Genomic DNA, 18,994 nt, shown 5'->3' on the forward strand with positions numbered 1-18,994 from the left:
CCAATGTTGAAGACACGCGCAAAATATCATTTGGGCCAGGTGGTCCGTCACAAGAAACACCCCTTTCGCGGGGTGGTGTTCGACGTCGACCCCGAGTTCAGCAACACCGAGGAATGGTACGACGCGATTCCCGAGGACAGCCGTCCCGAACGCGAACAGCCGTTCTATCACCTTCTGGCCGAGAACGATCAGAGCTATTACGTCGCCTACGTCTCGGAGCAGAACCTCGTCGCGGATTATTCCGGCGAGCCGGTGGACCATCCGGACATTCCCGACCTCTTCGGGCCGTTCCAGGATGGCTCCTATCCGCTGCATTTCCAGCTGAACTGACCTAGTACCCGATCGCGCAGCCGTCCTTCCTCGGGTCCGAACCGGCCTCGAGGAACCCGTTGTCGTGGATCCGGATGGCCTGCGCCCCGCCGATCGCCTCGTCCGGTACGGTGACCCGGTGCCCCATGTCCGCCAGGGCCTGCCGCACCTCGGGCGCATAGCCCCGCTCGACATCCAGATGATCGGCCTGGGCAAAGCTGCGCGGCGCGTCGATCGCCGCCTGCGGGTCCATGCCGAAATCTGTGATGTTCGACAGGAACCGCGCGTGGCCGGTCGCCTGGTAGGCGCCGCCCATCACGCCGAAGGGCATCAGAACCCGGCCATCGTGGCGGATCATGCCCGGGATGATCGTGTGCATCGGACGTTTGCCTGCCCCCAGTTCGTTGGCATGGCCCGGGGTCAGCGAAAAGCCCGAGCCACGATTCTGCAGCAGCGTGCCGTATTTCTCGGTCACGATGCCCGAACCGAACCCGCGGAAGATCGAATAGATAAGCGACACCGCCATGCGGTCGCGGTCCACCACGGTGATGTAGATCGTGTCCCGGTGCACCTCTTCCGCGAGTTTCGTCAGCGTCGCGGTCGCCTTGCGCGGATCGATCAGCGCGGCGAGCCTCTCGCCCGTGGCCGGGTCGAGCATGTGGTCGAGCCGCGTCATGTGCTCCGGGTCCGACAGGAAGCGGTTGCGCGTGTCATAGGCCAGGCGGGTCGCCTCGGCTTCGATATGCGCCCGTTCGGCACCGAACGGATCCATCGAGGCGATGTCGAAGCATTGCAGGATATGCGCCAGCAGGATCGCCGTCGCGCCCTGCCCGTTGGGCGGATGTTCGCAAAGCTCCATGCCCTTGTAGGTCCCGCTCACCGGATCGGTCCGCGTGCCTTCATGCGCGGCCAGATCGGCGGTGGTATGCGGACCGCCGAGCGCGGTCAGCGCCTCGACGATGTCTTCGGCCACTTCGCCTTCGTAGAAGGCACTGATTCCGTCCCGCGCGACCCGTCGCAGAACCTCGGCCTGGCCGGGCAGGCTCAGGACCTCGCCCGGGCGCGGCGCCCGACCCCAAGGCTGATAGTGCCGCAATGCGGTTTCGGACCTCAGCACATGGTTCTTGCACGCGTAATCCCACGCCACCCGCGCCGCAACGGGCACCCCCCGCTCGGTATGGTGGATGGCGGGCGCCAGCACCGCGTCCCAGTCGCGCCGACCCCAGAGCGAATGCATCCGCCAGAACCCCTCGACCGCGCCCGGCACGGTGACGGCCAGCGGATCCTCGGGCGGTACGGCGGTCAGACCACGGTCGCGCAGCGCCTGCGGATCGGCGCCGGCGGGGGCCCGGCCCGACCCGTTGTAACCGACGATTTCGTCGGTCCCGGCGGGCGAAACGAGCGCGAAGCAATCGCCGCCAAGGCCGGTCATCGGCGGTTCGCACACGCCCATCGCTGCGGCACCGGCAATCGCCGCATCCATGGCGTTGCCGCCCTCTTGCAGGGTGCGGACCGCGATCTGGGCGGGCAGGGGGTGCGAGGTGGCGCAGATGCCGTTCTCGGCCCAGACGGCCGAACGGCCCGGCAGGTGGAAATCGCGCATGGGTCCTCCGATCATGGCTTCGGAGCCATCAATAGCGATCTGTGTCTCGGGGGGGAAGTAGACCTCGGCGCCGCGCACTGGGTGGGGGCTGAATTGACGCGACGCCGAGGGAAGCCATGCAGCTACCCTTTCCTTATTGCGCCGGTTTCAGGCGGCCATGCGGAGCAATCGGGACAATTTCGGGACCTTTCGGAGAAGGTGGGGCAAATCGCGACACAATTTCCGCCGGTCCTGCGGCATCGGACGCAGGGGGCCCGTTCACCGGAGACCGCCCGCCGCGAGAATGATCCGCGGTCTCGGCATTTTCCCGCCGGTCTCCGTGGATGGCGGCTCAAGCGGCGGGACCGGCGACCAGGCGCCTGTCCACGACGCATCCCGGCACCGGCAGGCCCTGTCGCGGGTCGTGAAGCGAAGCCCGAGGACCTGCGTCCTGCTCCGATCCCGCCCGCCTGCAGAAGGATGCTGGACGGCCAACCGCGCCATCCGGTATTCAGACGCCGAGCAAAGGGAGATAGTCATGCAAGAGGTCGTGATCGCGGGCGCCGCGCGGACTGCCATGGGCGGATTTCAGGGGGCATTCGACGGGGTCGAGGCCGCGACCCTCGGGGGGACGGCCATCCGGTCCGCCCTGAAGGCTGCCAATATCGGGACGGTCGACGAGGTCCTGATGGGCTGCGTCCTGCCCGCCGGGCAGGGGCAGGCCCCGGCCCGCCAGGCCGGTTTCGCCGCCGGTCTGGGCGAGGAAGTGCCAGCCACGACCCTGAACAAGATGTGCGGTTCGGGGATGAAGGCCGCCATGATGGCCTGGGATCGCCTCGCCCTCGGCCACGCGCAGGTCATCGCGGCCGGCGGCATGGAGAGCATGTCCAACGCCCCCTACCTGCTGCCCAAGATGCGCGGCGGCGCCCGCATCGGCCACCACGAGGTCAAGGACCACATGTTCCTGGACGGGCTCGAGGATGCCTATGACAAGGGCCGCCTGATGGGCACCTTCGCCGAAGACTGCGCCGAGGCGTTTCAGTTCACCCGCGAGGCCCAGGACGAATACGCGCTCGGGTCTTTGCAGAACGCGCTCGACGCCCAGAAATCCGGCGCCTTCGACGCCGAGATCGCGCCGGTGACGATCACCACCCGCAAGGGCGAGATCACGGTCGGCGAGGACGAACAGCCCGGCAATGCGCGCCCCGAGAAGATCCCGCAGCTGAAACCCGCCTTCCGCAAGGATGGCACGGTGACGCCCGCCAACTCGTCCTCGATCTCCGACGGGGCCGCCGCGCTCGTTCTCGCCACGGCCGAAGCCGCCGCGGCGCGCGACATGCCGGTCCGGGCCCGCGTCCTCGGCCATGCCAGCCACGCCCAGGCCCCGTCGCTCTTTCCGACCGCCCCGGTGCCGGCCGCCCAGAAACTGCTTTCCGCAATCGGCTGGACAAAGAACGACGTCGACCTGTGGGAGGTAAACGAAGCCTTCGCCGTGGTGCCGATGGCCTTCATGCAAGAGATGGGCCTGCCGCGCGACATCGTGAACGTGAACGGCGGCGCCTGCGCGCTCGGTCATCCGATCGGCGCCTCGGGCGCGCGCATCATGGTGACCCTGCTGAACGCCCTGGAAAGGCACGGCCTCAAGCGGGGCATCGCGGCCATCTGCATCGGCGGCGGCGAAGGCACGGCCATCGCCATCGAACGGGACTGAGCCGGGCATGCGGACCCTCGGCCTGATGCTCGGCCTGATCCGGCTGTTCCTGCCCGCAGGCGTGATCCGGCTGCTGCACGGCGGCCGGATGCCCGTGGTGGAAGGCCGCGAGATCGACCCGAAGGCGCAGGCGCTGCTCGACCTCGTCGCACGGGTGCGCGGGCCGGACGCCCGGCTCGAGGTGGCCGAGAGTCGGACGCAACTGGCGGGATTCGTCGAGCGGTTCGACCGCCCTCCCCCACCGACCGTCCGGCGCCATGACACGACGTTGCCCGGCGCCGAGGGTCCCCGGCCCGCCCGCGTCTACCTTCCCGAAGGTTCGACCCCCGAATCGACCCTGCTTTTCCTGCATGGCGGCGGCTGGATCCAGGGCAGTATCGAGACCCACGACGGGCTCTGCGCCAAGCTGGCCGACCAGGCGGGGATTCGCGTGATCTCCTACGATTATCGCCTGGCGCCGGAGGATCCCTACCCGGCCGCTTCCGACGACATCCTTGCCGCCTACCTGGCGCTGATCTCGGGCAGCGGAGAGCTGACCTGCGACCCCGGCCGGCTCGTCGTCGGCGGGGACAGTGCCGGCGGGAACCTCGCGGCCGTGCTGCTGTATGATCTCGCGACCCGGGGCCGTCCGGTCCCCCGTGCGCAGCTGCTCATCTATCCGGCGTTGGACGGCGCGATGAACTCGGCCTCCATGCTGGCCCTGGGCGACAGTCCGCTGCTGTCGCGCCGCCGGATGGACTGGTATCTGGATCAGTACCTGCCCCCGGATCAGGACCGCTGCGCGCCGCGCTTCTCTCCGCTCTACGCCGAACATCTGCGCGGACAGCCCGAGGCCCTGATCCTCGTGGCGGGGCACGATCCTCTCTGGGACGAGGGGCTGAGCTATGCCGAAAAGCTGCGGAACGACGGCACGCCGGTCGAGGTGCTGCGCTATCCCGGCCAGGTGCACGGATTTCTCAACCTGACCCGGGTTCTTCCGGATGGCGCCGAGGCCATCGCCCGCTGCGCCACCTGGCTGCGGCAGGTCATGGCAACCCCGAAACAGACCCTGAAAAAGGCGGATTCCGCATGAGCGTCGATTACGACCACCTGACCAGGACCGTCGCCGCCCTGACCGAGGGCGAGACCGACACCGTCGCGCTGATGGCGACCCTCGCCTGCGAGATCCACCACGCCGACGACCGGTTCGACTGGACCGGCTTCTACCGCGTGACCGAACCGGGACTGCTCAAGATCGGCCCGTATCAGGGTGGCCACGGCTGTCTCGTCATCCCGTTCGACCGCGGCGTCTGCGGGGCGGCGGCCCGGACGGGCGAGGTTCAGCTGGTCCCTGATGTCGATGCCTTCCCCGGTCACATCGCCTGTGCCTCGTCGACCCGGTCCGAGCTGGTGATTCCCGTGCGGAACGGCGCAGGAGAGATCATCGCCGTTCTCGATATCGACAGCGACCGGACCGATGCCTTCACCGAGACCGATGCAAGGGCGCTGACGGCAATTCTCGACACCACCTTCGCCTGACCTGCCGAACACCGGCAGTCTGCGGCCGCTCTTGCTCCCAAGTCGATGAAGAACGATCGCGGGGGCCTGTCGCAGAAACCCTGATGGCCCCCCGGCCCCGTGGGCGGTATGACCGGCCCATGTCCGATGCCTACGATCCGCCCGATACGCCCTTGTCCGTGATCCACGAAGACCAGGAGCTCCTGCTGGTCGATAAGCCCGCCGGCCTGCTTTCGGTCCCCGGCAAGGGCGAACATCTGGCCGATTGCCTGCTGACCCGGGTGCAGGCGGCGTTTCCGACCGCGCTCCTCGTGCATCGGCTGGACCGGGACACCTCGGGGGTCATGGTCTTCGCCCTGACGCATCACGCGCAGCGCCATTTGGGGCTGCAATTCGAGCACAGGCGCACCAGGAAGACCTACGTCGCGCGCGTCCACGGCCATCTCGAGCCGCGCAGCGGAACTGTCGATCTGCCGCTGAACGTCGACTGGCCGAACCGCCCACGCCAGATGGTCGATCACGAAAACGGCCGCGCCGCCCGGACCGACTGGAAGGTGCAGCGCCATGGCGACGGCGAAACCCGCGTGCGGCTGATGCCCCGCACCGGCCGGTCGCATCAGCTCCGGGTCCACATGCTGGCACTGGGGCATCCGATCCTCGGCGATCCCTTCTATGCCGAGGGCGCGGCCCGGGATCATCCGCGCCTCATGCTCCATTCCGAAGAGCTGCGGCTGCTTCACCCCGACGGCGGCAAGGGCATGTCCTTCCGCGCCAAGGCGCCGTTCTAGCAGTTCCTGCGGATTTCCCGGTCCAGCAGCCCGGTCTCGACCAGCATGCAGCGGTCGCGGGCTTCGTAGTAATAGCCCCGCGCGTACCAGCCGACCGCCGTCGCCTCGTCCCCGTCCGAGAGCAGCCAGGCCCCGCGCAGGTACTTCACCGCCCATTTCAGATTGGTTTCTGCATCGAGAAGATCGCGGGGCTTTCCCTGGAACCCCATGCCGCGTGCGGTGGCCGGCAGGATCTGCATCAGCCCGTAATAGGGTCCGTTCCGGGCATGAGGGCGATAGTCGCTCTCGCGCTGGATCACGCGGTGCACGAGGGTCGCTGGCACGTCGTAATGGGCGGAATACCGGTTCACGAGGCGCCGCAGTTCCGGCGTCTCGCCGGGATGCAGCGCCATGGCCGCAGGCTCGAGCTCGGGCCGGGCGGCGCAGCCCGCCAGAACGACAGAAATCAACAGGATACCGAGCGTCCGAACCGTCATCATCATCTCCGAATAATCACCGCCTCCGATAGGCCCCATGAACGGGCGGTCCGGCAAGATGTACGGGTGACGCTCGGCGGATCTTGGCCGGTCCCTCCGCCCTAGCGCAGGATGCGGTCCGTCAGATTCAGACGTCCGGCCAGCACGACGTCCGCGACGGGACGCAGCTCGGGCTCGGCCTGCAGACGGGCCTCGACCTCGTCCAGCCGGTTCGCCGCGATCAGCGACAGCAGCGCCGCGTCGATGGTTCCGCCCGCGTCACGGGGCAGACGGGGCACGCATTGCAGGTGTTCCGGCACGCCGGCGGGAAGATCGGGGCGCAGGGCCTCGGGGCCGGTGCCGGTTTCCGCGAAGGTGTAGAGCCCGCTGCCGCGTCCGGGAAGCGGAAAGGCGCAAGTATAGTGCCCCGTCACGTCGGCCCGGGCGTCCAGCGCCGCGGCAATGCGGGGCCCCTCCCGTTCCAGCCGGTCCTCGGTCCCCTCTCCGTCCGACCAGTCGAAGAGCCGCCGGGTCACGAAGTTGTAGATCGGCTTGGCCGTGGCCATCCAGATCCGCGTCGGCAGCGACTTTCGGGTCAGCATCCTGTGTTGCGACGCCGTCAGCAGGCCGGGCGCATAGGCCCGCTTCTGCTTGAGCAGATGCCGCAGGTCTTCCCGCGCCATGGTCCGGAACAGCACGCCGCGCCTCCGGTGCACGGACGCCAACTGAAAGTCGATCACGGCGGCGCGCCCTTCCGGGGTCATCAGCCAGTTCTGCGGCTTGGCGACGTCGTTGTGGGTGACGCCCCTCCGCCGCATTTCGCGCAGCAGGCGTCTGGCGTCCCGGTAGAACGCCGCCTCCGCAGGTTGCGCCAGTTGCAAAGGCGTCCCCTCGGACCAATCGCGCATGATCCCGCGCCGGTCGGCCGAGATCAGGACCGGGCAGCCCGCGATGCCCTGCACCGCCTTCAATGCCCGCGCCTCGCGCCGGGCGAGAAAGCGCGCGATCGGCCGCGACCACCAGGGCAGCCCCTCGAGCTTGCGAAAGGCCACCCGGCGATCCGGCCGGTCGGCCAGATGCCCCGAGATCGTCTCGGAGAACGCGTCGCGCTTGAGCACGGTCACGGGAACGAAGTCGGACTGGGTCAAATCGTCTGGCCTGTGGCTATCTGCCCCGGCCCTCTAGCAGGCGGGACACGGCGCGTGCAACGCCGGTATCAGATCGACCGCCCGGGAAGGTCCGCCACCTCGTCGGGGTGATGCTGCAGCACCTGGGCGCCGAACAGAAGACTCATCAACACCGCCTCGATCAACGAAAGATGCCGGAACAGGCCCAGAGTCTCGAAGGTGAGCGGATCGAACGCGACCAGCCCGCTGATCACCACGGCGACCATCAGACCGAAAAGCGGAATGTGGAACTGCCACTCCCCCGACACCGGGAAAAGGCCAAGCCGCACCGCAGGCGCGACGGCGGCAAGGGCCAGCCCGATCATGGCGGCGCGCGAGACACCGTCCGCCGTCCCGCTTCCGGACAACAGCCAAGTGTCCAGCGGGCCATCCGCCAGGTGCGGCGCCAGGATCATGAACCCGAGTATGACAAGCGCGCCGGCCAGTGCGACCTTGCGGGCCGCGCGGTACGGGCCCCTGTCGAACAACAGTGAGCTTCCGGCGATCAGCGCGAGACAGAGCGCCGGCCCGGGCACCATCGCGCTGCGCCTTTCCGACACCCGGACGAGCCATTCGACCCCCGCGCCCCATCCCACCATGAGAGAGGCCAGAGAGACAGCGACCACCAGTACGATGAGCCCCGCGGCGAACCCGTCGGCATGACTATGGTGAGGCATGGTGTTTTTCCGAATCCCCAGGTCCACCCCGGGATGGGCAGGACCAAGGAAGATTAGTTCCGAATCCGTCCTTTGCAAAATGAAAATGGCGCGGAACGGGTCCGCGCCATAACCATTAATCGTATTGTCCGGGGATCAGGCCGTCTTGGCGTTCCATCCCGAGACCGCCTTGACCTCCATGAAGTCCTCGAGCCCCCAGACGCCGCCCTCGCGGCCGTTGCCCGATTGCTTCATCCCGCCGAAGGGCGCACCCGCGCCGCGCGGCTGGCCGTTCATCTCGACCATGCCGGACCGCAGGCTCAGCGCCACGCGGTTCGCCCGCTCGCCATCGGTGGTCTGGACATAGTTGGTCAGGCCATAGGGCGTGTCATTTGCGATCTCGATCGCCTCTTCCTCGGTATCGAAGGGGATCATCGTCAGGACCGGGCCGAAGATTTCTTCCCGCGCGATGGTCATCTGGTTGTTGGCATCGGCGAAGATCGTCGGCTTGACGAAGTAGCCGCGGTTCACGCCGTCCGGACGCCCCGTGCCGCCCGCGACCAGCCGCGCGCCTTCGTCGATCCCCTTCTGGATCAGCGCCTGGATCTTGTTGAACTGGGTCTCGTTCACGACCGGTCCGATATGTCGGCCCTCGTCATGCGCGGACCCGACCTGCACCTTGCCGGCCGCCTCGGCCGCCTGCTCGACCGCCGCGTCGTAGCGTTCGCGCTGCACCAGCATCCGCGAGGGCGCGTTGCAGCTCTGGCCCGAGTTGTTCATCATGTGCATCACGCCGCGCTTGACGGCCTTGTCGTCGGCATCCGCGAAGATGACGTTCGCGCCCTTGCCACCCAGCTCGAGATGCACCTTCTTCAGCGTCGCCGCCGCGTTCTGCGAAATCGCAACGCCGGCGCGGGTCGAACCGGTGAAGGACACCATGTCGACATCCGGATGACCGGTCAGCGCGGTACCGACACCCGCCCCGTCGCCGTTGACGAGGTTGAAGACCCCCGCCGGCACGCCGGCCTCGTCCATCATCTCGGCAAAGAGCAGCGCGTTCAGCGGCGATTCCTCGGAGGGTTTCAACACCATGGTGCAACCGGCGATCAGCCCCGCGATGACCTTGAGGGTCACCTGGTTCATCGGCCAGTTCCAGGGTGTGATCATCGCGCAGACGCCATAGCCTTCATAGACGATCCGGTCGTTCGGCGCGTGATCGCCCAGCGGGCGGACGAACTGGAAGTTCTTGGCCGCACGGATGAAGTTCTTCGTGTGCGCGAACCCAGCGCCCCACTGCTGCGCCTTGGCCATGTCGATCGGCGCGCCCATCTCCATCGAGATCGCCTTGCCCATCTCCTCCTGCTTGGTCCCGTAGATCTCGAGGAACTTCTCGACCACCGCGATCCGTTCGGCCGGGTCGGTCTTCATCCACTTGGGAAAGGCCGCCTTGGCCGCCGCGACGGCCTTGTCGACGTCAGCGGACGAACCGAGAGAGATCACCGCGCAGGGCTCTTCGGTCGAGGGGTCGATGACCTTGTGGTCGTTCGGGGTGACGGGATCGACCCATTCCCCGTTGATGTAGAACTGGCGTTTCTCGATCATGGCTCTCTCCCGTGTCAGGGCGGGGCGTTCCGCAATGCAGATGGGCGTCCCGCGAAATCCGCGCCACTCTGTCACCACGCCCCCGGGCTTGCAAGCGAAGGGGGTGCAAATGGCGCGGGCGGTATCTAGATAGGAGGCGAACCAGTGAGACTCAAACGGAGGACACCATGGCACTGCGCATCAACGACACCATCCCCGATCTGACCGTAAACACCGATCAGGGCACCTTTTCCCTGCACGAATGGATCGGCGACAGCTGGGCGATCCTCTTTTCGCACCCCAAGGACTTCACCCCGGTCTGCACCACCGAATTCGGAGCCGTCGCCCAGCTGGCGGACGAATGGGAAAAGCGCGGCGCAAAGGTGATGGGCATCTCCGTCGATGGCGTCGAGGATCACAAGAAGTGGAAGGGCGACATCGAAACCGTTTCGGGCGCCACGGCCGGTTTTCCGATCATCGCGGATGACGGGCTCGAGGTGGCCAAGGCGCTCGACATGCTGCCCGCCGACGCCTATCTGCCGGACGGCCGGACGCCCGCCGACAGCGCCACCGTCCGGTCGGTCTTCATCATCGGGCCGAACAAGAAGGTGCAGCTCATGATGACCTATCCCATGACCGTGGGCCGCAACTTTGCCGAGGTGCTGCGCGCGCTCGACGGGCTCCAGCGCACCTATGAACAGCCGCTGGCGACGCCCGCCAACTGGGAAACGGGTCAGGACGTGATCGTCGCCCTCGCGCTGGACGACGCCGCGGCCGAGGAGAAATACGGCAAGCTCGACAAGAAACTGCCCTACCTGCGCTACGCCAAGAACCCCGCCTGACCCGGGACTCCTGCCGAAGATCGGAAATGCGCGCCGGGGTGGCGCGCATTTTCGTTTCCGCTATCCTGCCGGAAATCCGTCGGGAGACATCGGATGCTTCAGCCGTTCGGACCGGAGTTGTGGACTGTCGAGGGCCCTGTCGTGGACGGCATGGCCGGGTTCCGATACCCGACGCGCATGGCCGTCATCCGGCTGACCGACGGCGGGCTGTTCATCTGGTCGCCCACCGCCCTCTCTCCCGAGCTGCGCCGCGAGACCGAGGCGCTCGGCCCGGTCCGGCACATCGTCGCACCCAACGCGCTGCATCACATGTCCCTGCCGGACTGGCACACGGCCTTTCCGCAGGCCCTGATCCACGGTGCTCCGGGCGTGAACGCCAAGCAGCCGGCCATCCGGTTCGCCTCGGACCTCGGCGGGGATCCGCATCTCGCCTGGGCCGGTGACATCCGCCAGGTCCTGGTCCCCAACAAGATCGCCGACGAGGTGGTGTTCTTCCACCGGACCAGCGGCACCGTCATCTTCACCGATCTGCTGCAGAACTTCTCGCGGGGTTGGTTCACCGGGTGGCGCGGATGGGTCGCCCGCCTCGACCGCATGATCGGGAGCGAACCGCAGGTGCCGCGCAAGTTCCGGCTGGCGCTGCGTAGCGCGACCTCGAAAGAGACGCTCCGGCAGGTGCTCGATTGGCCGGCAGAACGGGTCCTCATGGCGCATGGCACACCCGTCAGCAGTAACGCGGCGGAGTTCCTGAAAAAGGCTCTACACCCCGTGATAGTGTCGAACTAGACCCTCACGTCGAGGTGCTGCCCCAGACCGAAGACACGCGGAACTCCTCCGGGATGCGATCGCGGCCCTCAAGCACGAGATCCGCCATGACCTCTCCCACCCCGGGGGCCATTCCGAAGCCGATCTTGAACCCGCCATTGGCGATGAAATGGCCCGGCCGCTCGGGCCAGCGCCCCAGGATCGGCGCACGGGACCGGGCGCGGGGCCGGACGCCCGCCCATCTCTCCAGCACCTCGGTGCCCCGGAGTGCCGGGACCGCCGCCATCGCCCGGGCAATCACCGCGTCCAGCGCGTCATCCGTCGTGGTCGGGTCGGTATAGTCCCGTTCGCTGGTCGACCCGACGGCCACCGTCCCATCCGCATGCGGCACGATGTGAACGCCCTCGGCAAACACCTGCGGCACCGCCCCCGCGTCGAACGCCAGCAGCGCCGCCTGTCCCTTGACGCCGTTGCCGGCCGTCCGGCCCCAGAGCGCGCTCATCTCCTCCAGCCCGGCGACGCCGGTCGCATGGATCACGCTGCCCTGCTCCGGCCCGTCCGGGACGACCTCGCCCCCCGTCGCGCCAATGGCCCCGGCGAGTGCAAGACAGGCTTTGCGCGGATGTATTCGTGCAGAGAGTGTATCGAGGACGTGCATCCCGCTCGGGCTGACGGGAACGAAGGGGCCCGAGCGCTGCACCACCGTCCAATCGGCATGACCGCCCCAGTGGGTCCTGGCCTCGCCCTCGCGGGATCGGGCCAGTTCCACCGCACGCCCGTCGGCCAGCGGCTGAAGGCGGCCCGTCCGGCCGTAACCGGCCGAAAGCCCCGATTCAGTCTCGATTTCCGCCCACCAGTCGGCGGCCATCAGCAGGCTTTCGAGCTGGAACTGCTTCTTCGCGTTCCATGCCCCGGGCACATGCGGCGCAAGCGCCCCGACCAGCCCGCCCGAGGATCCGGCAGCCACACCGTTCGGGTCGATCACCCGCACCCGAGCCCCCCGCCGCAGGCAGGCCCAGGCGCAGGACAGCCCGAATATTCCCGCGCCGCGCACGGTCACGTCGATCCTTGTCATCCCCGGGTCCTCGCTGCATGGTGCCCGACGCACCGCCCCGCGCGGTTTCTAAAGGATCCCAGCATGTCCGGCCAGACCGACGGCCCACACAGACCCGAGCTCAGCTGGCGCGAGGGGCGCACCCCGGTGTCGGCCCGGTTCGACGATCCCTATTTCAGTCTCGAAGACGGGCTGAACGAGACCCGTCATGTCTTTCTGGCAGGCAATGATCTGCCCGACCGGTTTCGGCCGGGCTTTCACATCGCCGAACTGGGGTTCGGCACCGGCCTCAATCTTCTCGCCGCGCTTCACGCATGGCGCACGAGCGGAACCGAAGGTCCCCTGCACTACACCACGTTCGAAGCCTATCCCATGACCCCCGAGGACATGATCCGCGCGCAGTCCGCCTTTCCCGAACTCGGCGACGTGGCGGAGGACCTCGCGCCCCTTTGGGGGGCCGAAGCGATCAGCCGGCCGGACCTGGAACTGCGGATCATCCTCGGCGACGCGCGCGAGACGCTTGCGCAATGGGAGGGCCGCGCCGATGCCTGGTTCCTCGACGGCTTCGCACCGGCCCGCAACCCCGAACTCTGGGGGCCGGACCTGATGCGCGCCGTGCATGACCATACCGCCGGGGACGGCACGGCGGCCACCTACACCGCCGCTGGTCATGTCCGGCGCGCGCTGGCCGATGCCGGGTTCGAGGTGACGCGCCATCCCGGCCATGGCCGCAAGCGCCACATGACGCGGGCCCGGAAACCATGACCGAACAGAACACCCGCCTCGGCATCCTGCTGATGATTGCCACGACGCTCGTCTTCGCGGCGCAGGACGGTATCTCGCGCCACCTGGCCGCGGATTACCCGGTGCTGATGATCGTCATGATCCGCTACTGGTTCTTCGGGCTCTTCGTCATCAGCGTCGCCGCGCGGCAGGCCGGCGGCATCGCCAACGCCGCCCGAACCGAACAGCCGCTGATCCAGATCTTCCGCGGTCTCCTGCTGGCCGCCGAGATCTGCGTGATGATCACCGCCTTCGACCTTCTGGGGCTGGTGGAAAGCCACGCGGTCTTTGTCTGCTACCCGCTGCTCGTCGCCGCTTTGTCAGGCCCCATCCTGGGCGAATCCGTGGGCTGGCGGCGCTGGTCCGCCATCGGAGTGGGCTTTGTCGGGGTGCTGATCGTGCTGCAACCGGGCTTCGGCGTCTTCGCCGTCGAGGCGCTGGTGCCGCTTCTGGCGGCGCTGATGTTCGCGGTCTACGGGCTGCTGACCCGCTACGCCGCCCGGCGCGACACCTCGGCGACCTCGTTCTTCTGGACGGGGGTGACGGGGGCCGTCGTCATGACCGCCGTCGGCATCTGGGCCTGGACGCCGATGGCGCCCTCGGACTGGGTCTGGATGGGCCTGCTCTGCCTCACCGGGGCCGGCGGGCACTACCTGCTGATCCGCACCTACGAGGTGGCCGAGGCCAGCGCGGTCCAGCCCTTCGCCTATTTCCAGCTGGTCTTCGCCGCCGTCATCGGCCTCGCCGCCTTCGGCGAGGTCATTCGTCTGAACGTGGCCATCGGCGCGGCGATCGTGATCGCGGCAGGTCTATTCACCCTGTGGCGGGAACGCCGCAATCGTTGAGCCCGTCAGCTCGGTACCGAAGGGGATAGGCAGCGGCTCACGACCGAGGCGGGCACGGTAGATCGGCAGGCTCTCGGCCACGCGCTGCACGTAATTCCGGGTCTCGCGGAAGGGGATGTGCTCGACCCAGTCGACCGGATCGACCTCGCCGGAGCGCGGGTCGCCGAACTGGTCGGACCAGCGAACCGACCGCGAGGGACCGGCATTGTACCCCGCCGAGACGAGCAGCACATTGCCCGAGAACTCCTCGGCCAGCTGCGCCAGATAGGCCGACCCGAGCCTGGCGTTGAAGGCCCAGTACCCCAGACGACCGGCCACATCCCCGGTGTCGCGGACCTTCTCGGCCATGGCCAAGCCGGTGCGCGGCATCAGTTGCATCAACCCGCGCGCCCCCACGTGGCTGGTCACGGCGGGGTCGAATTCGCTCTCGCGTCGGGCGATGGCCAGCGCCATTTCCGTCGAGACCGGCAGGTCCAGCTCGGTCATGGGGTGCAACGCGTAGTAGTGCCGCGGCAGCACGATCGCCCGCTGCGCCGCCGCCTTGCCCAGCATGACCTCGAGATGCGGATCGCCGGCCTCTTCGACCATGCGGCCCAGGCTGGCCAGCTCTTCCGGTGTCGCCGTCTCGGCCATGTGCGTCAGGAACCTCTCGGCCTCGTGATCCAGACCCGCTGCACGGAACAGCATCACGGCCTCGCGCAGATCGCTGTCGGCCAGGGGTGTCTCGGACCAGTGCGCCGCCTCGGCCCGTCCGGCCATCGCCGGATCGAAGCCTAACCCGGCCTTTTCCGCCGCCAGCAACCCGTAGAAGGTCGTCTGGTGCCGCCCGCCGCGCAGATAGGCCTCCTGCGCCGCCTCTTCATCGCCCATGGCCTCGAGCGCGCGGCCACGCCAGTACCCGGCCCGTCCGAGGGAAATCGGTGTCTGGACGCCCGCTTCGAGCCTGTCGAAATGGGCCAGCGCCGCCTCGGGATCATCGAGATAGGTCAGGGCAATGTAGCCCGACAGCCATTCCAGATCGGCAAAGTTGCCTCCCTCGGTCAGCTGATGCCCCGAGGCCAGAAGATAGGCCCGCGCGGGATCGCCGCTGCGCATTTCACCGCGCGCATAGGATCGGCGGTGATTGGCCCATCTGTCGGGATAGCCCAGCCCGCCCGGAATGCGGCTCTGTTCCAGCAGAAGATCCTTGGCTCCGCCGTGCAGTCCCTTGCGGATGCGCCAGATATACCGGTCGTAGGCAAGCCCCGGATCCTTCCGGAGGCTCTCCGGCACGGCCTCGATCAGGGCATCGACATTGTTGCCGTCGTTCGACAGCGCCAGGCGCGCGCGGGCCAGCCGGGCCTGATCCTCTCCCACCAGGTCGAGCATCCGTTCGGTGTCGCCAGAGCGATCGTTCCAGAGCGACAGCGACAGCCGGGCGGCATGATGCGGCCCGAGCAGATCGCCATACCGCGCGAGAAACATGTCGTGCGTCGCCGCATCCAGAGCGAGCGTGCGCCAGGCCAGAACGACATTGGCCTGCGCCTCGCCCGCCTGCCCGGCCATCTCCTGCGCCGCAGCGAGACGCAGCGCCCCGCGCCCCGTCTCCGGCAGATGCCCGTCGAAAAAGGCCAGCACCTGCGCGTCGGTCGCGTCCAGGAATGCCGGTTCGCTGCGTTGCCGGAGATAGGCCAGGCCCGGCCAGTGCGCATTGTCGCGCAGGAAGGCGAGAACCTCGGCGGGGGTGCCCTCTCCGGCCCGCAGCCGCGTCCATTCCAGGATGTCGCGCGCGACCGGCCCGTCGCGTTCGGCCAGCGGAAGGGCGGTCTCCCAGTTCCCGTCCCGGGCCGCGGCGAAAGCCGAACTCAGCGGCCGGGGCACGACGCTTTCCCCCGTGCGCTGCGCGGCTGCCGGAAGCGCGACAGGAACCGCGACGATGAAGGCGAGGAGCAGCAGCAGGGCCTGGCCGGCGCGACGCGGTTTCACTTGCATTTCTCCTGCCGAACCCGGATAGACACGCGACGAATGTAACCCGCCCCCTGCATTGCTCAAGTATTGGGCGTTGACATGGTGGTGATCGGCAACCGGGACGGCACTCCGCCACCCGCCAAACGAAAGGAGCGTGTCATGTTTCACGGGTCACTTCCCGCCCTCGTCACGCCGTTCAAGAACGGCGAGTTGGATCTGGATACGCTGAAGAAACTTGTCGATTGGCATGTCGAGCAGGGCTCGAACGGCATCGTTCCCGTGGGCACGACCGGCGAATCCCCGACCCTGTCGCTGCGCGAGCACGAGATCGTCATCGAAGAGGTGGTCAGGCACGCGGCTGGCCGCATCCCCGTGATCGCGGGCGCCGGCGCCAACAACACCGCCGAGGGCGTGCGCCTGATCAGGAAGGCATCGGAGGTGGGGGCCGACGGCGCGCTGGTGGTCACCCCCTATTACAACAAGCCCACGCAGGCCGGTCTGATCGCGCATTTCACCGCCATGCACGACGCGGCCGAGATCCCGATCATCATCTACAACATCCCGCCCCGCTCGGTCATCGACATGCTGCCCGAAACCATGGGCGAACTGTCCCGCCTGCCCCGCATCGTCGGGGTCAAGGACGCCACGGCCAAGCTCGACCGGGTCGCGCTGCAGCGTATGGCCTGCGGCCCCGACTTCGTCCAGCTCTCGGGCGAGGACGGCACGGCGGTCGGCTTCAACGCCATGGGCGGCACCGGCTGCATCTCGGTCACGGCGAACGTGGCGCCGAGACTGAGCAGCGAAATGCAGGCGGCCTGCGCGGCGGGCGACTATGCCAAGGCCCTGACCTACCAGGACCGGCTGATGCCCCTGCACGAGGCGATCTTTACCGAACCCGGCCTCTGCGGCGTGAAATTCGCCATGTCCGAGCTTGGTCTCTGCGCAAACGAAGTGCGGCTGCCGATGACCCCGGTCACCGAACCGACGCAGGAGAAGATCCGCGCCGCAATGCGGCACGCCGGCCTGCTGAACTGAGACCGACCGGCGCGACCGAGCGCGCTCAGCGCAGCTTGAGCTTGTGGAATTCGCTCCAGTCGCCGGTGTTGCAGCGCGCCCGGATCTTCACCTTGCGCGTCCCGTCGGGAATCATGACCGACGACAATGACCGCGTGAACGGTTCGTTGTGGCCGTGCGGATGCGCGAGCTTGCGAAAGCCCAGAACGTTCCCCGCCATGTCCTGAAGCTCCCATCCGTCGGCATAGTGGTCCCAACCGGTGTCCGGATGCTTGAGCGTGACGCTGATCCGCCAGCCCATGCCGGACTTCTTCGCCGTCGCACCGACAATTTCGGGCGGATCGGCCAGTGCGAATGCGGGAAGGAACAGCAGGAGCGAGAGGAGAGCGGCGCGGTACATGCCTTTGCTTATACCCGCCGATCCACGCTTGGAAAGGGCACGGGATTTCACACTGGCGTGCACCGGACCGGCCGGCCGCGGCCCGGGCGCGCCACCGGTCCGACTTGCCAATCGGGCGGTTTCGGCGATAGAACCCCGCCACTCCCGCACCATGCGAGGTCCGTCATGCAGATGCCTGTTCCCGATCCCCGGATCCTGTCGCAGAAGGACCCGCTGACCGCCGCCCTGCGCGAGGTCCTGCCCGCGGATGCCATCATCACCGACCCGGCCGAGACCCGCGCCTATGAATGCGACGCGCTCACGGCCTATCGCTGTCCGCCGATGATCGCCGTGCTGCCCGCCACGACGCAGGAGGTTTCCGATGTCCTCCGCCTCTGCCACCGGTTCGGGGTGCCGGTCGTGCCGCGGGGGGCGGGCACCTCGCTCGCCGGTGGCGCGCTGCCGACCGAGGATTGCGTGATCCTCGGCGTGGCCCGCATGACCGCCGTGCTCGAAACCTGTTACGAGGACCGCTTCATCCGCGTGCAGACCGGCATGACGAACCTCTCTGTCACGGGCCACGTGGAAGGCGACGGCTTTTTCTACGCGCCAGACCCGTCCTCCCAGCTGGCCTGCGCGATTGCCGGGAACATCGCGATGAACTCCGGTGGGGCGCATTGCCTCAAGTACGGGGTGACGACGAACAACCTGCTGGGCGTCACGATGGTCATGATGGACGGCGAGGTGATCGAGATCGGCGGCCCCTATCTCGACAGCGGCGGGCTGGACCTCCTGGGCGTGGTCTGCGGCTCGGAAGGGCAGCTTGGCGTCGTGACAGAGGCGACCCTGCGCATCCTGCCCAAGCCCGAAGGGGCGCGGCCGGTGCTGATCGGGTTCGACGGCAACGAGGTCGCCGGCGCCTGCGTGCGCGACATCATCGAAGCGGGCGTGCTGCCCGTCGCCATCGAGTTCATGGACCGGCCCTGCATCAAGGCGACCGAAGCCTTCGCCGGGGCGGGCTATCCCGACTGCGAGGCGCTGCTGATCGTCGAGGTCGAGGGCTCGCCCGCGGAAATCGACGAACAGCTTTCGGTGATCACCGCCATCGCGGACCGCCATGACCCGGTCGAGATCCGGGAAAGCACCGGCCCCGAAGACTCCGCCCGCATCTGGCTGGGCCGCAAGTCGGCCTTCGGCGCGATGGGGCAGATCAATGACTACATCTGTCTCGACGGCACCATCCCGGTCAGCGAACTGCCGACCGTCCTGGGGCGCATGAATGACCTGTCACAGGAATACGGGCTTGAGGTCGCGAACGTCTTTCACGCCGGCGACGGCAACCTTCACCCGCTGATCCTGTTCGACGCGAACAAGGACGGCGATCTCGAGACCTGCGAGGCCATGGGGGCCGAGATCCTCAGGCTCTGTGTCGAGGTCGGCGGCTGCCTGACGGGCGAACACGGCGTCGGCGTCGAAAAACGGGATCTGATGAGCCACCAGTACGACCCGGCCGATCTCGAGGCGCAGATGGCCGTCAAGGACGTCTTCGACCCCCGATGGCTGCTGAACCCCGCCAAGGTCTTTCCCCTGGCCGCCAGCGACGCGCGGCGGGTCTGACGC

Annotated in this window: 19 protein-coding genes; 11 read left to right on the forward strand and 8 right to left on the reverse strand. The window is 67.8% G+C overall.

Features of this window, described 5'->3' with window-relative positions; translation table 11 throughout:
- The first annotated feature begins 3 nt into the window (after positions 1-3).
- A complete protein-coding gene (hspQ, locus tag OB2597_RS15910) occupies positions 4-330 on the forward strand; it encodes a heat shock protein HspQ (RefSeq protein WP_009806628.1) in 327 nt (108 codons plus the stop codon).
- Between the two features lies 1 nt (position 331).
- Here the strand turns inward: hspQ and ggt are convergent, their stop codons facing one another.
- Positions 332-1,912, reverse strand: a complete 1,581-nt coding sequence (gene ggt / locus OB2597_RS15915) for a gamma-glutamyltransferase (protein ID WP_009806629.1) — start codon at positions 1,910-1,912, stop codon at positions 332-334.
- Positions 1,913-2,429: 517 nt separating this feature from the next.
- Here ggt and OB2597_RS15920 point away from each other — a divergent pair.
- The 4 genes from OB2597_RS15920 (at position 2,430) to OB2597_RS15935 (ending at position 5,887) form a co-directional block, all read left to right on the forward strand.
- Positions 2,430-3,602 carry a thiolase family protein gene (locus OB2597_RS15920; protein ID WP_009806630.1) on the forward strand — a complete coding sequence of 391 codons (1,173 nt, stop codon included), beginning with the start codon at positions 2,430-2,432 and terminating at the stop codon, positions 3,600-3,602.
- Positions 3,603-3,609: 7 nt separating this feature from the next.
- Positions 3,610-4,674 (forward strand): alpha/beta hydrolase, encoded by a 1,065-nt coding sequence (locus OB2597_RS15925; RefSeq protein ID WP_009806631.1) that lies wholly within the window; start codon positions 3,610-3,612, stop codon positions 4,672-4,674.
- Positions 4,671-5,120, forward strand: coding sequence for a GAF domain-containing protein (locus OB2597_RS15930; RefSeq protein WP_009806632.1), 450 nt, complete (start codon positions 4,671-4,673; stop codon positions 5,118-5,120). Before OB2597_RS15925 ends, OB2597_RS15930 begins: the two co-directional genes overlap by 4 nt.
- Before the next feature lie 119 nt (positions 5,121-5,239).
- Entirely contained in the window at positions 5,240-5,887 is a 648-nt protein-coding gene (locus OB2597_RS15935; RefSeq protein WP_009806633.1) for a pseudouridine synthase, read from the forward strand.
- On the opposite strand, the gene OB2597_RS15940 is transcribed toward OB2597_RS15935, so the two are convergent.
- From OB2597_RS15940 to OB2597_RS15955, 4 genes are all read right to left on the reverse strand, one after another.
- A complete protein-coding gene (locus OB2597_RS15940; protein WP_040609861.1) occupies positions 5,884-6,369 on the reverse strand; it encodes a lytic transglycosylase domain-containing protein in 486 nt (161 codons plus the stop codon). The two genes, OB2597_RS15935 and OB2597_RS15940, sit on opposite strands and share 4 nt — an antisense overlap.
- Before the next feature lie 95 nt (positions 6,370-6,464).
- A complete protein-coding gene (locus OB2597_RS15945; protein WP_009806635.1) occupies positions 6,465-7,490 on the reverse strand; it encodes a phosphotransferase in 1,026 nt (341 codons plus the stop codon).
- Positions 7,491-7,558: 68 nt separating this feature from the next.
- Positions 7,559-8,185, reverse strand: a complete 627-nt coding sequence (locus OB2597_RS15950; protein WP_040609403.1) for a hypothetical protein — start codon at positions 8,183-8,185, stop codon at positions 7,559-7,561.
- Positions 8,186-8,320: 135 nt separating this feature from the next.
- A complete protein-coding gene (locus tag OB2597_RS15955) occupies positions 8,321-9,766 on the reverse strand; it encodes an aldehyde dehydrogenase family protein (RefSeq protein ID WP_009806637.1) in 1,446 nt (481 codons plus the stop codon).
- Between the two features lie 167 nt (positions 9,767-9,933).
- Here OB2597_RS15955 and OB2597_RS15960 point away from each other — a divergent pair, with 167 nt between their 5' ends.
- Together OB2597_RS15960 and OB2597_RS15965 are read left to right on the forward strand one after the other, a co-directional pair.
- Complete coding sequence (locus OB2597_RS15960; RefSeq protein ID WP_009806638.1) at positions 9,934-10,587, forward strand: peroxiredoxin; 654 nt, start codon at positions 9,934-9,936, stop codon at positions 10,585-10,587.
- 93 nt (positions 10,588-10,680) lie between these two features.
- The gene (locus OB2597_RS15965) at positions 10,681-11,373 is read left to right on the forward strand and encodes a DUF4336 domain-containing protein (RefSeq protein ID WP_009806639.1); all 693 of its coding nucleotides are present in this window, start codon (positions 10,681-10,683) and stop codon (positions 11,371-11,373) included.
- Positions 11,374-11,377: 4 nt separating this feature from the next.
- On the opposite strand, the gene OB2597_RS15970 is transcribed toward OB2597_RS15965, so the two are convergent.
- A complete protein-coding gene (locus OB2597_RS15970; protein ID WP_009806640.1) occupies positions 11,378-12,427 on the reverse strand; it encodes an NAD(P)/FAD-dependent oxidoreductase in 1,050 nt (349 codons plus the stop codon).
- A gap of 63 nt (positions 12,428-12,490) precedes the next feature.
- Here OB2597_RS15970 and mnmD point away from each other — a divergent pair, with 63 nt between their 5' ends.
- Entirely contained in the window at positions 12,491-13,171 is a 681-nt protein-coding gene (gene mnmD / locus OB2597_RS15975; protein ID WP_009806641.1) for a tRNA (5-methylaminomethyl-2-thiouridine)(34)-methyltransferase MnmD, read from the forward strand.
- Entirely contained in the window at positions 13,168-14,034 is an 867-nt protein-coding gene (locus tag OB2597_RS15980) for a DMT family transporter (RefSeq protein WP_009806642.1), read from the forward strand. The genes mnmD and OB2597_RS15980 overlap by 4 nt, the downstream gene beginning before the upstream one ends.
- On the opposite strand, the gene OB2597_RS15985 is transcribed toward OB2597_RS15980, so the two are convergent.
- Positions 13,999-16,005: a lytic transglycosylase domain-containing protein gene (locus OB2597_RS15985; RefSeq protein WP_040609404.1), complete on the reverse strand. Its 2,007-nt coding sequence runs from the start codon at positions 16,003-16,005 to the stop codon at positions 13,999-14,001. The genes OB2597_RS15980 and OB2597_RS15985 overlap by 36 nt on opposite strands.
- Before the next feature lie 135 nt (positions 16,006-16,140).
- On the opposite strand from OB2597_RS15985, the gene dapA reads away from it, so the two are divergent.
- The gene (gene dapA, locus OB2597_RS15990; protein WP_009806644.1) at positions 16,141-17,016 is read left to right on the forward strand and encodes a 4-hydroxy-tetrahydrodipicolinate synthase; all 876 of its coding nucleotides are present in this window, start codon (positions 16,141-16,143) and stop codon (positions 17,014-17,016) included.
- Between the two features lie 25 nt (positions 17,017-17,041).
- On the opposite strand, the gene OB2597_RS15995 is transcribed toward dapA, so the two are convergent.
- Positions 17,042-17,395 (reverse strand): hypothetical protein, encoded by a 354-nt coding sequence (locus OB2597_RS15995; RefSeq protein WP_009806645.1) that lies wholly within the window; start codon positions 17,393-17,395, stop codon positions 17,042-17,044.
- Positions 17,396-17,560: 165 nt separating this feature from the next.
- Between OB2597_RS15995 and OB2597_RS16000 the strand changes: the two genes are divergently transcribed.
- Positions 17,561-18,991 carry an FAD-linked oxidase C-terminal domain-containing protein gene (locus OB2597_RS16000; RefSeq protein ID WP_009806646.1) on the forward strand — a complete coding sequence of 477 codons (1,431 nt, stop codon included), beginning with the start codon at positions 17,561-17,563 and terminating at the stop codon, positions 18,989-18,991.
- Positions 18,992-18,994: the final 3 nt, after the last annotated feature.

The organism is Pseudooceanicola batsensis HTCC2597, assembly GCF_000152725.1.
In the GTDB taxonomy this organism is placed as follows: Bacteria; Pseudomonadota; Alphaproteobacteria; order Rhodobacterales; family Rhodobacteraceae; genus Pseudooceanicola; species Pseudooceanicola batsensis.

What these genes read in the sequence shown, in the direction of transcription:
- OB2597_RS15970 (WP_009806640.1), bottom strand. Translation starts at nt 12,427, where the DNA reads ATGACAAGGATCGACGTGACCGTGCGCGGCGCGGGAATATTCGGGCTG.
- dapA (WP_009806644.1), top strand. Translation starts at nt 16,141, where the DNA reads ATGTTTCACGGGTCACTTCCCGCCCTCGTCACGCCGTTCAAGAACGGC.
- OB2597_RS15940 (WP_040609861.1), bottom strand. Translation starts at nt 6,369, where the DNA reads ATGATGATGACGGTTCGGACGCTCGGTATCCTGTTGATTTCTGTCGTT.
- ggt (WP_009806629.1), bottom strand. Translation starts at nt 1,912, where the DNA reads ATGCGCGATTTCCACCTGCCGGGCCGTTCGGCCGTCTGGGCCGAGAAC.
- OB2597_RS15980 (WP_009806642.1), top strand. Translation starts at nt 13,168, where the DNA reads ATGACCGAACAGAACACCCGCCTCGGCATCCTGCTGATGATTGCCACG.
- OB2597_RS15985 (WP_040609404.1), bottom strand. Translation starts at nt 16,005, where the DNA reads ATGCAAGTGAAACCGCGTCGCGCCGGCCAGGCCCTGCTGCTGCTCCTC.
- OB2597_RS15935 (WP_009806633.1), top strand. Translation starts at nt 5,240, where the DNA reads ATGTCCGATGCCTACGATCCGCCCGATACGCCCTTGTCCGTGATCCAC.
- OB2597_RS15950 (WP_040609403.1), bottom strand. Translation starts at nt 8,185, where the DNA reads ATGCCTCACCATAGTCATGCCGACGGGTTCGCCGCGGGGCTCATCGTA.
- OB2597_RS15995 (WP_009806645.1), bottom strand. Translation starts at nt 17,395, where the DNA reads ATGTACCGCGCCGCTCTCCTCTCGCTCCTGCTGTTCCTTCCCGCATTC.
- OB2597_RS15930 (WP_009806632.1), top strand. Translation starts at nt 4,671, where the DNA reads ATGAGCGTCGATTACGACCACCTGACCAGGACCGTCGCCGCCCTGACC.
- OB2597_RS15960 (WP_009806638.1), top strand. Translation starts at nt 9,934, where the DNA reads ATGGCACTGCGCATCAACGACACCATCCCCGATCTGACCGTAAACACC.
- OB2597_RS15920 (WP_009806630.1), top strand. Translation starts at nt 2,430, where the DNA reads ATGCAAGAGGTCGTGATCGCGGGCGCCGCGCGGACTGCCATGGGCGGA.
- hspQ (WP_009806628.1), top strand. Translation starts at nt 4, where the DNA reads ATGTTGAAGACACGCGCAAAATATCATTTGGGCCAGGTGGTCCGTCAC.
- OB2597_RS15955 (WP_009806637.1), bottom strand. Translation starts at nt 9,766, where the DNA reads ATGATCGAGAAACGCCAGTTCTACATCAACGGGGAATGGGTCGATCCC.
- mnmD (WP_009806641.1), top strand. Translation starts at nt 12,491, where the DNA reads ATGTCCGGCCAGACCGACGGCCCACACAGACCCGAGCTCAGCTGGCGC.
- OB2597_RS15925 (WP_009806631.1), top strand. Translation starts at nt 3,610, where the DNA reads ATGCGGACCCTCGGCCTGATGCTCGGCCTGATCCGGCTGTTCCTGCCC.
- OB2597_RS15965 (WP_009806639.1), top strand. Translation starts at nt 10,681, where the DNA reads ATGCTTCAGCCGTTCGGACCGGAGTTGTGGACTGTCGAGGGCCCTGTC.
- OB2597_RS16000 (WP_009806646.1), top strand. Translation starts at nt 17,561, where the DNA reads ATGCAGATGCCTGTTCCCGATCCCCGGATCCTGTCGCAGAAGGACCCG.